Origin of the sequence: Janibacter endophyticus (assembly GCF_016888335.1) — a bacterium.
In the GTDB taxonomy this organism is placed as follows: domain Bacteria; phylum Actinomycetota; class Actinomycetes; order Actinomycetales; family Dermatophilaceae; genus Marihabitans; species Marihabitans endophyticum.
This window is the reverse complement of the sequence record NZ_JAFEJG010000004.1, coordinates 519,997-533,457: the sequence shown is the minus strand read 5'-3', so window position 1 is coordinate 533,457 and position 13,461 is coordinate 519,997. Positions and strand designations below refer to the sequence as shown.

The following is a 13,461-nucleotide window of genomic DNA, read 5'->3' as shown; positions in this document are numbered from 1 at the left end:
TCGTAGTGCGCCATGCCCCCGAGCCTCTCGTTCAGGCACCGACACGTCAGCTCGACTGCGCGCTCCGTAGCTGACTCGCAGCTGAGCGCACTCCCCCTTCGCCCTAACCGATCCCCAACCTCCGGGCGACCTCCGGCCCACCCATCGCCGTGATCAGCCCCGGGTCCCCGACGACCACGAGCCGGTCGGTCGCGCGAGACAGCCCGACGTACAGCTTCTCCTTCGACCGGTCCCCGGCCGCGTGCTCGTTGACGCACAGGACGACCGCGCGCCGCTCGAGACCCTTGCACCCGAGGACATTGCCGTAGAAGACGGACTCCTTGTCCCAGAAGGAGTCCCAGTACCCCTCCTGGCCCTCGCTGTCCTGCAGCTCGACCTGCACCGGGTGTCGGTGCCAGGTCGTCACGAGCGCGACGTCCTCGGGTCGCCACCCCTCCTCGAGCAGCCGGTCCACCTGGTCGTCGGCGACCTCGATCAGGTCCTCCCCCTCCGACGTCGGCACGAAGGTCACCTCCGGCCCGTCGCCGCCCATCGCGCGCATCCGCATCGGCGTCAGCGGTGAGAAGACGTCGGCGATCTGCTGGGTGTTGCGCAGGTTGTGGTCGAGCACGAGCGGCACGAGCCGCACCGGCGGCCGCCCGAAGCGTGGGAAGACCCGCTGGTTCTCGTCGGAGTAGACGTACAGCCCGCCCTCCTCCTCGTCGACGAGCGAGCTCATGAGCGGCACCCACCACGAGTCGGCGAAGTCCTGCGACTCGTCGACGACGATCGCGTCGAACTTCTTGCCCTCCGGCAGCTCGGCCGCGAGCCGAGCCATCTCCTCGGGCAACCGCCGCTCCCAGAAGTCCGTGTCCTCCCGCGAGCCGAACTCCGTCACCCCCACGTGCGCGGCCAGCTCCTCGAAGGTCCCCACGAACGCCGGCTTGCGGTTGTACCGCTCCCCCGCGAGCTCCCGCTTGAAGTAGGACGCCAACCCGATCGAGTAGCAGAGCAGCGCCACCCTCTGGCGTGACCGTCCGTCGCCCCCGCGGGCCAGCGAGCGCGCCTGGGCCAGCGCCAGCGTCGTCTTGCCACTGCCCGCCCCACCACGGATCTCGACCCGGGTGAGCATCCGGGTGACCTTGAGGAGCATCGCCTGCTCCTCGGTGAGCCGGGTGGTCACCTCCTCGTCCCGCTCGGCTGCCGCCGCGACGACATCACGAAGGGGGAGCGCCCGCCCCCTGAGGATCTCGGCGACGAGGTCGCAGTCCTCTTGGGTCGGCGGGCGGTGCCCGTCGACGTTGGCCCGGGCGGCCAGGGTCAGCCGGCCGGCGAGCCCGGCGATGTCGTCACGGTCGTGCGCGAGCCGCCGGGGCAGGTCGGGCAGCGAGAAGTCCTGCGACAGCGCCGAGTTGGCGAGGACGACACCATGACTCCACTGCACGCGACCCCGGCTCCACCGCGGGTCGTGCTCGACGTAGCTCCGGGCCGCGTACTTGCCGCCCTCGGCCTGACGGACCGGGTCGATCCGGTGCTCCGACCCGGCGCGCCCCTGCCACCACTGGCCCTCCTCATCGACCCAGACGCTCCCGCCCTTGACCTCGAGGGCGACGATCGCGTGCCCTGGCATGAGCACGAGCAGGTCGATCTCGTACTCGCGCCGCGAGTCGGTGAGGTGCTGCCCGGCGATGATCGTCCAGTCAGAGGGTGCCTGGGCGACGAGGGACTCCCACACCACCTTCTCGCTCGGGTGCTCGAAGATCGGGTCAGGCGGCAGCAGCGTCGGTCCGGTCATGCCCCGATCGTGTCAGGCGTGACGGCAGCCGCGAGCAGGTTCAGCGACTCTCGGAGCCCGTGCGCAGAGCCGTCTCCTCGGTCACATCCCCGGCAAGGCCGCACACCCCCAGGAGTATCCTGGAGGTGCCGTCCCGGAGTTGAGGAGGTGGCGACGCGTGAGCACCAGCGAGCGCACCGACACCCCCCAGACCCGCGACGGGCTCCCCCTTCGCACCCTCGGGCTGCTCGCCGGCGGCGCCCTCCTGTGGATCGCCCTCTACCGCGGCAACCGACCCTTCTGGGACTGGCTTCTCGGCGGCCTCCTCCGCCTCGACCTCGAGGCCCGGCTCGGCAGCGCGGTCCACTTCTTCCTCTACGACACGGTGAAGATCTACCTCCTCCTCACCGGTCTGATGTTCGTCGTCGGCATGCTCCGCGCCAGCCTCGACCTCGACCGCGCCCGCGCCTGGCTCGAGGGGCGGGGACTGCTCGCGGGACTCGTGCTCGCCGTCGTCCTCGGCGTCGTCACGCCCTTCTGCTCGTGCAGCTCGATCCCGCTCTTCATCGGTTTCGTCGCCGCCGGGGTCCCGCTCTCGATCACCCTGACCTTCCTCATCGCATCGCCCCTGGTCAGCGAGATCGCGGCGATCATGATCGGCGACCAGTTCGGCTGGGACGTCGCCGCCGTCTACGTCCTCGCCGGCTCGGTCGTCGCGCTCGGCGTCGGGCTCGTCCTCTCCCGCTTCCGGCTCGACCACTGGGTCGAGGACATGGTCTTCGCGACGAAGGTCGCCCGGCTGCGCGCCGACGGGCACGTCCCCACCCTCGACGAGCGGGTCGAGGCGGCCGTCGACGAGGCCAAGGACATCTTCAGCCGGATCTGGAAGTGGGTCCTGCTCGGCGTCGGCATCGGCGCCGCCATCCACGGCTGGGTCCCCGCCGACTTCTTCGCCGAGCACGCCGGCGCCGACAACCCCTTCGCCGTCCCGCTCGTCACCCTCGCCGGGATCCCCCTCTACGCCAACGGCGCCGGGGTCGTCCCCGTCGGCGAGGCGCTCTTCGCCAAGGGCATGCCGCTGGGCACCGTCATGGCCTTCATGATGGGCACCATCGCGCTGTCCATCCCCGAGGCGATCATGCTGCGCCGCGTCCTGCGGCCACAGCTGCTCGCGATCTTCTTCGGCTCGGTGACCCTCGGCATCATCGTCATCGGGTACACGCTCAACCTCATCTACGCCTGACCCAAGGAGTCACCATGAAGATCAAGGTCCTCGGCCCCGGCTGCAAGAACTGCGAGACCCTCGAGCAGCGCACCCGCCAGGCCCTCGACGACCTCGGTCTCGACGCCGAGATCGAGAAGGTCACCGACTACACCGAGATCGCCGGCTACGGCGTGCTCAAGACCCCCGGCCTCGTTATCGACGAGCAGGTCGTCGTCTCCGGCAAGGTGCCGAGCGCTCGGGCGATCGCCGACCTGCTCCGGCCCGCCTGACGGGAGGCGACGAAGGGGTCAGTCGACCAGGTCGAGGACGGCCCGGGAGGCCCGCCCGTGCCACTGGCGCGGCGAGTCGAGCAGCGCATGATTGCCGCCTGGCACGAGCTCGAAGGTCGCGTCCGCACCCGCCGCGGCCACCCGCCCGACGAGGGCCCGTGCCCGCTCCGGGTCGCACACGTCGTCGGCGTCGCCGTGGATGACGCGCAGCCGCACGTCGGGGCTGCGGAGGTGAGCCGTCCGCTCCCGCTCGCCGACCCACGGGGCGAGGGCGACGACCCCGGCCACGCCGGGGTCGGCCGCGACCCGCAGCCCCACCCAACCACCGCTGGAGTGGCCGAGCACGACGACCGGTAGCTCGTGCTTCTCGACGAGCTCACGGATCACCTCGCGCGCCTGCACGACCCCGCTGCCCCCCTTCGCGATCCAGCCGCCGTGGGTGTTGTGCACGAGGACGGGGGCGACGCGGCCGTTCGAGGCGCGGGCGATCGACGCGGCGAAGGGAAGCATCCGCAGGTAGGAGATGTCGCGCCACCGGTTCGGCTGGCGCTCCTCGGCGCGACCCCCGTGCAGGACGAGGGCGATCGCGCGCGTCCGGTCCTTGACGCGGACCCTGCCGCGACGGACGTCATCCAGCAGCGCGGCGACGTCGTGGGCGTTGGCGTCGTTCACGCGGACACCTCCGCCCGGCGGCGCCACAGCACCGAGGCTCTCGTCGCCCACAGCGCCCAGACGATGAGCACCGGCTGGAAGAAGAGCCGCACCAGACGCGCGCGGTCGGTGTCCAGCCCGAAGGCGTCGCGGCCCTCCGTGTACTGCGCGACGTTGCCGGGGAAGACAGCGACGAAGAGCAGTGCCGTCGCCACCCCGACGAGCGCCCGTGCCGGCTGACGCCACGTGATGACCAGGGCCGCGCCGACCGTGAGCTCGACGACACCCGAGGCCAGGACGACGAGGTCCGGGTCGAGCGGCACCCACGGCGGCACCTGCGCCTGGAACTCCTTACGCGCGAAGGTCAGGTGACCTGTCCCCGCGAAGAGCATCGCGGCACCGAGCGCCACCTGGGCGACCCGGCGGACGAGAGCCACTCAGCCGCCCTGGGTCGCGGGGCGCATCGCCGCCAGGTCAGGGATGTCGTAGGACCACAGCTCGGCGGACATGCCGACCGGGCGACGCTCACCACCGGGTGAGTCCCCTTCGCCGTGGGCGCGCTGGAAGTCGCGGCCCGACTGCCACGCATCGAAGGCCGCCTCGTCCCGCCAGCGGGTGACGACGAGCCAGACGTTGCGGCCGTCGGTAGGCCGCAGGAGCTCGAAACCCTCGAAGCCGTCCTGCCCGTCGACCACCCCCGCGCGAGCGGCGAAACGGACCGCCAGCTCGTCGCCGGAGTCCTCGGGCACGGTGATCGCGTTGATGCGCACGACAGTCATGGGGCCCACTGTAGGCGTGGCTGACACACTGCCCGCATGGACGACGTCACCGATCTGACCTGCGCCCTCGTCGCCATCGACTCGGTCAACCCCGGTCTCGTCCCCGGTGCGGCCGGCGAGCGCGAGATCGTCAAGCACCTCCGCGCCCGGCTCGACGCCGCCGGCCTCGCCACCCACGTCGTCGAGGCCGCCGAGCCGGGCCGCCCCAGCCTGCTCGCCTGGACGCGAACCCCCAACGCGCACACCACGATCGCGCTCACCGGGCACCTCGACACGGTGGGGGTCGAGGGCATGGATGGCGCCTTCGAGCCGCGGGTCCGCGACGACGGCACGCGCCTCACGGGTCGCGGCTCCTGCGACATGCTCGGGGGCATCGCCGCGATCGTCGTCGCCGCCGAGCGCGCCCAGGCCGCAGACCTCCCCGTGCAGGTCGTCCTCGCCCTCGCCGCCGACGAGGAGGACGCGAGCCTCGGCACCACCGCGCTCATCCCCGCCCTCGCCGACCTCGACCTCGCCCCCGAGGCCGTCCTCGTCGCCGAGCCGACCTGGCTCGCCCTCACCGAGACCCTCCGCGGCTACGCGGTCGTCGAGGTCGAGCTGCGCGGCCGGGCCACCCACTCCTCCACCCCGGCCGAAGGGGTCGACGCCCTCGACCATCTCGCTCGCCTCCTCAGCCGGTTGCGTCAGGAGCACGAACGGGTGGCCCCGCTCGGCGGGTCGTGGATGTGCACGCAGGTCAGCGGCGGGAGCTCGACCTTCGTCGTCGCCGAGCACGCACGGCTGACGCTCGAGCGGCGCACCGTCCCCCACGAGGACGCCGACGTCGAGGCCGAGGTGCGCTCGATGCTCGACGACGTGCGCACCGAGGCCCCGGACCTCGACGCCGACTGGCGGATCCGCCTTCGCCAGGACGCGTGGCGGGCCGACACCGACGGCCCCGCCCACCACCTCGCCCAGACCCTCGCGGCCCGGCTCGCCGACCGTGGGCACGCGCCCGCCCCCTTCGCCGCGCCGTACTGGATGGAGGCGCCGCTGTGGCAGGCCGCCGGCATCCCCGCCGTTATCTGCGGGCCCGCCGGCGGGGGACTGCACGCCGCCGACGAGTGGCTCGACCTGCGCCAGCTGCGCGACTTCGCCGACGCCCTGACCGACACGCTCACCGACCTCGCCGGAGGACACGATGCCCACTGACCCCCGCGACCTGCGCGACGACGCGCCCCTGCTCGACGGGTGGCTGCGCTTCTACGAGGCCGGCGGGCACCCCTTCACCGTGCCCGGGCACAAGCAGCAGCACGACCTCGTCGGTGACGTCGTCGCCGGGGACGCCCCGATGTACGGCGCCGTCGACACCGTCGGGCTCGCCCACGGGCGGCTCGCCGAGGCCGAGCGACGGGCCGCCGCGCTGTGGGGCGGCGACGTCGCCCACCTCTCGACCGGCGGGTCGACGCACGGCAACCAGGCGCTCGCCCTGGCCGTCGGCCGCCCCGGTGCACGGGTCGTCATCGGCCGCACCGCGCACCGCTCGCTGCACACCGGGCTCGTCCTTGCCGGGCTCGACCCGGTGTGGCTGCCGACGGACGTCGACCGCTCCACCGGGATGCCGCGGCCCACGACGCCCGACGACGTGCGGGCCGCGCTCACCGAGGCACCCGACGCCGTCGCGGTCTTCGTCACCGACCCCTCCTACGTCGGCACCTACGGCGACATCGCCGGCATCGTCGCGGTCGCGCGAAAGCTCGCACCGCAGGCACCGGTCATCGTCGACGCTGCGTGGGCGGCGCACTTCGGCTTCCACCCCGACCTGCCGCCGCACGCCATCGCGCAGGGCGCCGACGCGATCGTCACGAGCGCGCACAAGGCGCTGCCCGCGTGGTCGCAGGCCGCCATCGTCGTCGCCCGCACCGAGCGGATCTCCGCGGAGCGGCTCGAGATCGGCATCCACGCGACGATGTCGACGAGCCCTGCCGGGGCGATCTTCGCGAGCGCCGACGCGGCCCGGGCACTGCTCGCCCAGGACGGCGAGGAGCTCATCGGGCGGACGCTCGACGCGCTGGCCGGGGCCCGGCATCGGCTCGCTGAGGTCGAGGGTCTCGTCGTCGTCTCCGGCGAGGGCGTGGACCCGCTCAAGCTGACGCTCGTGCTTGCCGGGACAGGTGCCGACGGCACGCGGGTCGAGGCCGACCTCATCGCCGCCGGCATGCCGCTCGAGATGGCCAACCGCGACACGTGCATCGCGATGGTGACGCTCGCCGACGACGCCGCCGCGCTGGATGCGTTGGTCAACGCCCTCGTCGAGTCGATCGAGCGGCACCGGGGCGAGCCCCGGCCGGTCGCCGGGATCGCCGCGTACGGGATCACGCCGGTCATGGGGATGACGCCGCGGGAGGCGTTCTTCGCCGACCGGGTCGCCGTGCCGGTGCGGGAGGCCGTGGGGCGGGTGGGCGCCGAGCTCATCGCCCCCTACCCGCCCGGGATCCCCGTGCTCGCCCCGGGCGAGGTCGTCACCGAGCAGGTCGTCGGCGCGCTCGAGCAGGCCCGGGCGTCCGGGTCGCGGATCGCCTACGCCGCCGACCCCACGGGCGCGACGATCACGGTCGTCGCCTGACCCCCTTCGCCCTCCCCCTCGCAGGAGCCTTGGCAGCTGCGCGGCCCACTGTCGTGTCGTGCTGAGGTTCGCCGGTCGGGCGACGAGAAATGGCGGATCCGACGGGGTGCCGGGCCGAACCTCAGCAGTACCCGACCGTCACGACGGCGAGTCGTCGGGCGAAGGGGTGCGAGGTGTCGGGCGAAGGGGTGAGAGGCGTCGGGCGGAGGGGCGAACCTCGAGCTGCTCTGGCGCCGCACCGGGCACCCGCTGCACCAACGGATCTTTGTCACGTGCCTCGTCGCGCCCCTCCCGAACACGATCGTCTCCTCGCTCGCGTGGCTCGTCGCCGGGCTGCTCGGCGGCGACACCATCGCCCAGGCGGAGATCGGGCAGTACGAGCACCACTGGTGGCCGCCGGACGCCCGCGGCATGCAGGCCGGGTTCCTCATGCTCTTCGGCGGGTACGGCATCGGCGGCGCGATGGGGGTCCTCGTCCTGCTCGGCCTCGTCCTGCCCGTCCTCGCCTTCATCCGGACGCAGGAGGTCCTCGCGGGCACGATGCTGCGGACCGACGGGGCGCACGCCGGGCGCAGCCGCCTCGCGCTCCGGTCCGCCTTCCTCGCGATCCCGGTGCTGACGATCGGCGGGGCGGGCATCGCCCTGGAGCTGCCGCCGGCGGTCACGGCCATCGCCGTCGTCCTCGGCGTCGCGCTCCTCGCTGCCACCGCAGTCTTCGCCGCCCGCAAGGACCGCTGACGGGCCCGACCGGGCGTAGCCTCGCGAGCATGCGCCCCCTGACCTGGGCCTTGGCCCTCGTCCTGCTCCTGACCGGCTGCGGCATCCCCCGAGACCCGGACGGCACGCTCGAGCGCGTGCAGAGCTCGGGCGTCCTGCGCGCCGCCGCCTCCCCGGCCGAAGGGAGCGTGGCCGTCGACGGCGACGACGTCACCGGCCCCGAGGTCGAGCTGGTCGAAGGCTTCGCCGAGTCGCTCGGGGCCGAGGTCGAGTGGCACGTCATGGGTGAGGAGCCGGCCGTCGACGCGATGGAGCGCGGCGAGGTCGACCTGCTCGTCGGCGGCCTCACCGACCAGTCCCCCTACGCGCCCAAGGTCGGCATGACCCGCCCGTACGCCGAGAGCGTCGACCACGGCGAGGCGACCAAGCACGTCATGGCCGTCCCCATGGGGGAGAACGCCATGCAGAGCGCCCTCGAGCGCTACCTCGACGGGGCAGCGCGGTGAGCGGCCGCACCACCCACTTCGGCGCGACCTCGCTGCCGCCGGAGCAACGCGCCGCCCTCCACCGTGCCAAGCGCCTCCAGTACGTCGGCCTGGCCTATCTCACCTCCTGCGTGGTCGTCGTCTACCTCGTCATGGGCTCCAGCCAGGCGATGAAGGTCGCCTGGATCGAGGACCTCCTCTCCCTCATCCCGCCGATCGCCTTCCTCCTCGCGGCCCACCGGGTCCGGCTGCCCCCTTCGCCCGCGCACCCCTACGGTCGCCACCGCGCGATCGGGACCGCCCACCTCGCCGCCGCCGTCGCGCTGCTCGCGATGGGCCTCTTCCTCGTCTACGACTCCGGCTCCGGGCTCATCGCCGGTGACCATCCGCCGATCGGGACGATGCAGGTCCTCGGCCACACGGTCTGGTCGGGCTGGTTGATGATCGCCGCGATGGTCTACACCGGTGTCGGGCCGGTGATCCTCGGCCGGCTCAAGCAGCCCCTCGCCCGGACCCTGCACGACAAGGTGCTGCTCGCCGACGCGGACATGAACAAGGCCGACTGGATGACCGCCGGCGCCGCGATCCTCGGCATCCTCGGGATCGGGCTCGGCCTGTGGTGGGCCGACGGTGTCGCGGCCATGGTCATCGCGACGAGCATCGTCAAGGACGGCTGGACCCAGGTCAAGGGCGCCACCGACGACCTCGGCGACACCGAGGCGAAGACCGTCGACGACTCCGCCGTCCACCCGCTCGTCGACGAGGTCCTCGCCGTCACCCGCCGCACGTCGTGGGTGGGCAAGGTCGCGGTCCGCCTCCGCGACATGGGGCACGTCTTCCACGCGGAGGTCTTCGTCGTCCCGGTCGAAGGGGTGACCGCCGCGCAGTGCGACGACCTCGCCTCCGAGATCGCCGGGCTGGACTGGAAGCTCGACGACGTCGTCGTCGCGCCGGTCGCCGAGCTGCCCGACGGGGTGCGGACCCAGCAACGGGGGCTCGAGCCGGGCGAGTAACCGAGTTCGGTACGGTGCCATGAGCGCCAACAGGGGAGACGCCATGACGACGACGGTCCGGACGACCTCGCCGCCCGGTGTGCCTCGTCGCCGCCCGTCCACCCACACCGCGAAGGTCGTCATGGCGGCCACGGGCCTCGTGCTCGGCGCCTTGGTCCTCGTCCACCTGGTCGGCAACCTCAAGGTCTGGTCCGGCGCCGCCTCCCTCGACGAGTACGCCCGGTGGCTGCGGACCGTGGGTGAGCTGCTCGTCCCGCACGAAGGGGTCCTCTGGGCCCTGCGCCTCGTCCTCAGCGTCTGCCTCGTCGCGCACCTCTGGTGCGCTGCCGTCCTCTGGCGAAGGGGTCGGATCGCCCGCGGCGGGCACCGGGCACCTCTCCGGTAGCGCAGCTTCGGGGCGCGGACGATGCCGGTGACCGGTGTCGCGATCCTCGCCTACGTCGTCGCGATGCTCGTGCTCGCGCTGCACCTCGCGCACGGGGTCTGGATGGCCGCCCACGACCTCGGGGTCACCGGCACCCGGACCCGGACGGCGCTCAAGGTCACCGCCGGCGTGCTCGCGATCCTCGTCCTCGTCGGCAACGCGTCGATCCCCGTGGCGGTCCAGCTGGGGGTGCTGGCATGAGCGGCGTCGACGACCTCCGCACGCTCGGCCCCGACCTGGATCCCCGTGTGCCCCGAGGGGACCCAGCGACGGCCTGGGAGCGCCGACGGCTCGAGCACCGACTCGTCAGCCCGCCGAACCGCCGCCGCTTCCGGGTCATCCTCGCGGCGTGCATCGGCTGCGGTGCGTGCGTGGCGGCCTGCCCGAACGGCGCCGCGCACCTCTTCGCCGGCGCCAAGCTCGGGCACCTCGCGCTGCTGCCCCAGCCCGCGCTCGAGCGGGGCCGGCGGGCACGCAGCATGTCCGAGGCGCTCGAGGAGGACTTCGGCCCGTGCTCGACGTACGGCGAGTGCGCGCAGGTCTGCCCCGCCGGCATCCCGCTCAACGCGGTCGCCGTCGTCGCCCGCGAGCGCCTGCGGGCCGGGCGGCGCGGACGCGACGACTGAGCAACCTCGCGGTCAGCCGTGGCGCACCCGGGAGAGGAAGGCCCGGGTCCGCTCGCGCTGCGGGTTGTCGAGCACCGCGGACGGCGGCCCGGACTCGTGGACCGTCCCGTCGTGGAGGTAGCAGACCTGGTCCGCCACGTCGCGCGCGAAGCCGATCTCGTGGGTGTTGAGCAGCATGGTCATGCCGTCCCGCTTGAGCTCGGTGAGCAGGTCGAGCACCTCGCCGACGAGCTCGGGGTCCAGCGCGGAGGTGACCTCGTCGAGCAGCATCAGCCGGGGCCGATTGACCAGCGCCCGGGCGATCGCGACCCGCTGCTGCTGCCCGCCGGAGAGGTCGTCGGGCCGCGCCTTCGCCTTCTCCGCGAGGCCGACCCGCTCCAGTGCCGCCATCGCCCGCTCCCGCGCCTCCGCCGCCGGCACCTTGTGCACCTTGCGTGGCGCGAGGGTGACGTTGCCGAGGACGTCGAGGTGAGGGAAGAGGTTGTAGGCCTGGAAGACGACACCCATCCGGGAGCGGATCTTGTCCGCGTCGACGGCCGGGTCGGAGATGTCCTGCCCGTCGAAGTGGATGAGCCCGTCGTCGACCTGCTCGAGCAGGTTGGCGCAGCGCAGCAGGGTCGACTTGCCGGAGCCGGAGGCGCCGATGAGGACGACGCACTGCCCCTCGTCGACGGAGAGCGACACGTCCCGCAGGACGACGTGGTCGCCGAAGGCCTTACGAACCCCGGACATCTCGAGGACAGCCATCAGATCATCCCTCCCGCGCCGTGGAAGCCCTGCCTGCGGGCGAACCAGTCGGTCAGCCGCGCCATCGGCACGGTGAGGCAGATGAAGAGGAAGCCGGCGACGACGTACGGCGTGTAGTTGAAGTCGCTGGCCGTCTCGATCTGCGCGGCCCGGATCGCGTCGACGACTCCGAGGACGGCGATGAGGCCGGAATCCTTCTGCAGCGAGACGAGGTCGTTCATCAGCGGCGGCAGCACCCTGCGCCAGGCCTGCGGCAGCACGACATGGCGCAGCGTCTGCCCGTAGGTCAGGCCGAGGGAGCGCCCGGCGAGCCGCTGGCTCTGGTGCACCGACTCGATGCCCGCGCGGAAGACCTCCGCGACGTACGCCGAGTAGCTGAGCACGAGCGCCATGCACCCCCAGAAGAGGGCCGAGTTCGGCAGACCCGAGAGGTTGAGCGCCGGGCCGCCGAAACCGAGGAGGAAGAGCACGAGGAGGAGCGGGAGACCGCGGAAGGTGTCGACGTACACCGTCCCCAGCAGGCGAAGGGGGAAGGCCACCGGCCCGCGCAGCGTCCGCAGGATCGCGATCGTCAGGCTGAGCGTGACGATGAGGATCGCGCAGAGGATCGTCACCCGGATGTTGAGCCAGAGACCAGACAGGACAGCCGGCCACGAGTCGAGCGCCTTGTCGAGGTCGAAGTAGGTCTCCTGGACCCGGGGCCAGCCCGGCGAGCTGACGATCGCGGTGATCGCGACCCCGAGCACCACGGCGGTGCTCGTGGCCGCGATCAGCGCGCTGCGGCTCGTGCGACGACGCCGGTAGGCGTCGCGCTCCCGCTGGGTCGCCGACGGCTCCCAGTCCTGCGTCACCCTGCTCACGAGAGCTCGGGTGCGCCCTGCTGGCTCAGCCACTCGTCGGAGAGCTTGTCGAGGGTGCCGTCCTCGCGCAGGGAGTCGACGGCCTGCGTCACGCACGAGGTGAGCGAGGACCCCTTCGCCAGGACCGCGCCGAACTGCTCGGTCTCGCCGGTGCCGGCCGGCAGCTGACCGACGATCACGCCGTCGTCGAGCTGGGCGGCCGTCATGTAGTAGGCGGTGGGCAGGTCGACGACGATGCCGTCGATCTGGCCGTTCTTCAGCGCCTGCACGGCCTGGTCGTTGGTGTCGTAGGTGCTCGGCCTGTCGGCGGGCTTGATCTGCTCGGTGATGGCCGTGTAGCTCGTCGTCCCGACCTGCGCGCCAAGCCTGGCGTCGGCGAGGTCGGCGATCGCGGTCTTGCCGTCGATCTTCGAGCCCTTGGTGGTGATGACGGTCTGGGTGACGTCGTAGTAGCCGGAGGAGAAGTCGACGGCCTTCCTGCGGGGCTCGCTGATCGAGACCTGGTTGAGGTCGAGGTCGAACTTCTTCTCGCCCGGGCTCACGACGGCGTTGAAGGGCACCTTGACCCAGGTGACGTCGCCCTTGGCGAAACCGAGCTCCTCGGCGATCGCGTAGGCGACGGCCGATTCGTAGCCCTTGCCGTTGCTCGGGTCGTTGTCGACGAACCAGGGCTCGTAGGCCGGGTCGTCGGTCGCCACGGTGAGCTTGCCCTGGGTAAGGGTCTCCATGGACTCCGGCGTGCAGCTCTCCGCGGCGGCGTTCGTCGTGCTCGACGACGGGGCCTCGTCGGCCGGGGCGGAGCAGCCGGTGATCGCCAGCGCGGCGACGGCGAGGGTGGACACGGCGAGGGGGGTGTGGCGCACGGGGACTCCCAGGTGGTGCGAAGGGGTGGAAGACCTCAGTATCCGCTGTCGTCGACGGCCCTCTGACACGTGTCCACCCTCCGGGGGGTGCTCGGACGGTGATCCGGGGTCAGCGCAGGACCACGAGGACGTCGTGGATCTCACCGTCGTCGGTGATCGGCAGCCGGTCGCCGGACCCGAGCCGTCGCCGTCGAGGGCGATGCTGCGCTGGGCCCGCACCAGGGCGCGGCTGTTCGCCTCGAGCCGGTCGAGGAGGCCGAGCACCCGCGGCGCCCGGCGCACGACGACGTGACTGTCGGCGAGGCTCACCGCGTGCTCGACGAACCGCTCCCGGCTGAAGAGCTCGGCCCGGATGACGTCCGGGTCGTCCCGCGGGCTGGTGCGACGCCGAACCTGTGGCGGGGCGGTCCAGGTACGTGCCATGTCTTCCCTCGAGCGGCTCGA

The 13,461-nt window shown here is 72.5% G+C and carries 17 protein-coding genes; 10 read left to right on the top strand and 7 right to left on the bottom strand.

What is annotated here, in order from left to right; translation table 11 throughout:
• Positions 1-103: 103 nt before the first annotated feature.
• Positions 104-1,774 (bottom strand): nuclease-related domain-containing DEAD/DEAH box helicase, encoded by a 1,671-nt coding sequence (locus JNO54_RS02585; protein WP_233703157.1) that lies wholly within the window; start codon positions 1,772-1,774, stop codon positions 104-106.
• Between the two features lie 157 nt (positions 1,775-1,931).
• Between JNO54_RS02585 and JNO54_RS02580 the strand changes: the two genes are divergently transcribed.
• The gene (locus tag JNO54_RS02580) at positions 1,932-2,996 is read left to right on the top strand and encodes a permease (RefSeq protein ID WP_307818025.1); all 1,065 of its coding nucleotides are present in this window, start codon (positions 1,932-1,934) and stop codon (positions 2,994-2,996) included.
• A 14-nt stretch (positions 2,997-3,010) separates the two neighbouring features.
• Positions 3,011-3,247 (top strand): thioredoxin family protein, encoded by a 237-nt coding sequence (locus tag JNO54_RS02575; protein WP_204142481.1) that lies wholly within the window; start codon positions 3,011-3,013, stop codon positions 3,245-3,247.
• Between the two features lie 18 nt (positions 3,248-3,265).
• Here the strand turns inward: JNO54_RS02575 and JNO54_RS02570 are convergent, their stop codons facing one another.
• The 3 genes from JNO54_RS02570 to JNO54_RS02560 are packed head-to-tail and all read right to left on the bottom strand — an operon-like array spanning position 3,266 to position 4,677.
• A complete protein-coding gene (locus tag JNO54_RS02570; RefSeq protein WP_204142480.1) occupies positions 3,266-3,919 on the bottom strand; it encodes an alpha/beta hydrolase in 654 nt (217 codons plus the stop codon).
• The gene (locus JNO54_RS02565) at positions 3,916-4,290 is read right to left on the bottom strand and encodes a DoxX family protein (RefSeq protein ID WP_233703349.1); all 375 of its coding nucleotides are present in this window, start codon (positions 4,288-4,290) and stop codon (positions 3,916-3,918) included. Before JNO54_RS02565 ends, JNO54_RS02570 begins: the two co-directional genes overlap by 4 nt.
• A gap of 45 nt (positions 4,291-4,335) precedes the next feature.
• The gene (locus JNO54_RS02560; protein WP_204142478.1) at positions 4,336-4,677 is read right to left on the bottom strand and encodes an antibiotic biosynthesis monooxygenase family protein; all 342 of its coding nucleotides are present in this window, start codon (positions 4,675-4,677) and stop codon (positions 4,336-4,338) included.
• Positions 4,678-4,713: 36 nt separating this feature from the next.
• Here JNO54_RS02560 and JNO54_RS02555 point away from each other — a divergent pair, with 36 nt between their 5' ends.
• The 8 genes from JNO54_RS02555 to JNO54_RS02525 all read left to right on the top strand — a co-directional run bounded on the left by JNO54_RS02555 (position 4,714) and on the right by JNO54_RS02525 (position 10,547).
• Complete coding sequence (locus tag JNO54_RS02555) at positions 4,714-5,868, top strand: M20 family metallopeptidase (RefSeq protein ID WP_204142477.1); 1,155 nt, start codon at positions 4,714-4,716, stop codon at positions 5,866-5,868.
• Positions 5,858-7,282, top strand: coding sequence for an aminotransferase class I/II-fold pyridoxal phosphate-dependent enzyme (locus tag JNO54_RS02550; protein ID WP_204142476.1), 1,425 nt, complete (start codon positions 5,858-5,860; stop codon positions 7,280-7,282). The genes JNO54_RS02555 and JNO54_RS02550 overlap by 11 nt, the downstream gene beginning before the upstream one ends.
• A gap of 411 nt (positions 7,283-7,693) precedes the next feature.
• Positions 7,694-8,020 carry a hypothetical protein gene (locus JNO54_RS02545; protein WP_204142475.1) on the top strand — a complete coding sequence of 109 codons (327 nt, stop codon included), beginning with the start codon at positions 7,694-7,696 and terminating at the stop codon, positions 8,018-8,020.
• A 29-nt stretch (positions 8,021-8,049) separates the two neighbouring features.
• Positions 8,050-8,505, top strand: a complete 456-nt coding sequence (locus JNO54_RS02540; protein WP_204142474.1) for a transporter substrate-binding domain-containing protein — start codon at positions 8,050-8,052, stop codon at positions 8,503-8,505.
• Positions 8,502-9,497 carry a cation efflux transmembrane domain-containing protein gene (locus JNO54_RS02535; protein WP_204142473.1) on the top strand — a complete coding sequence of 332 codons (996 nt, stop codon included), beginning with the start codon at positions 8,502-8,504 and terminating at the stop codon, positions 9,495-9,497. The genes JNO54_RS02540 and JNO54_RS02535 overlap by 4 nt, the downstream gene beginning before the upstream one ends.
• Positions 9,498-9,540: 43 nt before the next feature.
• On the top strand, positions 9,541-9,882 hold the full coding sequence (locus JNO54_RS14340) for a succinate dehydrogenase/fumarate reductase transmembrane subunit (protein WP_233703156.1): 342 nt from the start codon (positions 9,541-9,543) through the stop codon (positions 9,880-9,882).
• 27 nt (positions 9,883-9,909) lie between these two features.
• A complete protein-coding gene (locus JNO54_RS14335) occupies positions 9,910-10,122 on the top strand; it encodes a succinate dehydrogenase/fumarate reductase transmembrane subunit (protein ID WP_233703155.1) in 213 nt (70 codons plus the stop codon).
• Entirely contained in the window at positions 10,119-10,547 is a 429-nt protein-coding gene (locus JNO54_RS02525) for a 4Fe-4S dicluster domain-containing protein (RefSeq protein WP_204142472.1), read from the top strand. Before JNO54_RS14335 ends, JNO54_RS02525 begins: the two co-directional genes overlap by 4 nt.
• A gap of 12 nt (positions 10,548-10,559) precedes the next feature.
• Here the strand turns inward: JNO54_RS02525 and JNO54_RS02520 are convergent, their stop codons facing one another.
• From JNO54_RS02520 to JNO54_RS02510, 3 genes are read right to left on the bottom strand one after another with little or no spacing between them, the layout of a single operon-like run.
• Positions 10,560-11,294 (bottom strand): amino acid ABC transporter ATP-binding protein, encoded by a 735-nt coding sequence (locus JNO54_RS02520; RefSeq protein WP_204142471.1) that lies wholly within the window; start codon positions 11,292-11,294, stop codon positions 10,560-10,562.
• Positions 11,294-12,145, bottom strand: coding sequence for an amino acid ABC transporter permease (locus tag JNO54_RS02515; RefSeq protein WP_307818024.1), 852 nt, complete (start codon positions 12,143-12,145; stop codon positions 11,294-11,296). The genes JNO54_RS02520 and JNO54_RS02515 overlap by 1 nt, the downstream gene beginning before the upstream one ends.
• Before the next feature lie 5 nt (positions 12,146-12,150).
• Positions 12,151-13,440 carry an ABC transporter substrate-binding protein gene (locus JNO54_RS02510; protein WP_204142469.1) on the bottom strand — a complete coding sequence of 430 codons (1,290 nt, stop codon included), beginning with the start codon at positions 13,438-13,440 and terminating at the stop codon, positions 12,151-12,153.
• Positions 13,441-13,461: the final 21 nt, after the last annotated feature.

Bases quoted from the DNA above. Each gene is read 5' to 3' on its own strand.
- JNO54_RS02555 (WP_204142477.1), top strand. From the start codon at position 4,714: ATGGACGACGTCACCGATCTGACCTGCGCCCTCGTCGCCATCGACTCG.
- JNO54_RS02560 (WP_204142478.1), bottom strand. From the start codon at position 4,677: ATGACTGTCGTGCGCATCAACGCGATCACCGTGCCCGAGGACTCCGGC.
- JNO54_RS02520 (WP_204142471.1), bottom strand. From the start codon at position 11,294: ATGGCTGTCCTCGAGATGTCCGGGGTTCGTAAGGCCTTCGGCGACCAC.
- JNO54_RS14340 (WP_233703156.1), top strand. From the start codon at position 9,541: ATGACGACGACGGTCCGGACGACCTCGCCGCCCGGTGTGCCTCGTCGC.
- JNO54_RS02550 (WP_204142476.1), top strand. From the start codon at position 5,858: ATGCCCACTGACCCCCGCGACCTGCGCGACGACGCGCCCCTGCTCGAC.
- JNO54_RS02575 (WP_204142481.1), top strand. From the start codon at position 3,011: ATGAAGATCAAGGTCCTCGGCCCCGGCTGCAAGAACTGCGAGACCCTC.
- JNO54_RS02545 (WP_204142475.1), top strand. From the start codon at position 7,694: ATGCAGGCCGGGTTCCTCATGCTCTTCGGCGGGTACGGCATCGGCGGC.
- JNO54_RS02585 (WP_233703157.1), bottom strand. From the start codon at position 1,774: ATGACCGGACCGACGCTGCTGCCGCCTGACCCGATCTTCGAGCACCCG.
- JNO54_RS02510 (WP_204142469.1), bottom strand. From the start codon at position 13,440: ATGGCACGTACCTGGACCGCCCCGCCACAGGTTCGGCGTCGCACCAGC.
- JNO54_RS02565 (WP_233703349.1), bottom strand. From the start codon at position 4,290: ATGCTCTTCGCGGGGACAGGTCACCTGACCTTCGCGCGTAAGGAGTTC.
- JNO54_RS02525 (WP_204142472.1), top strand. From the start codon at position 10,119: ATGAGCGGCGTCGACGACCTCCGCACGCTCGGCCCCGACCTGGATCCC.
- JNO54_RS02540 (WP_204142474.1), top strand. From the start codon at position 8,050: ATGCGCCCCCTGACCTGGGCCTTGGCCCTCGTCCTGCTCCTGACCGGC.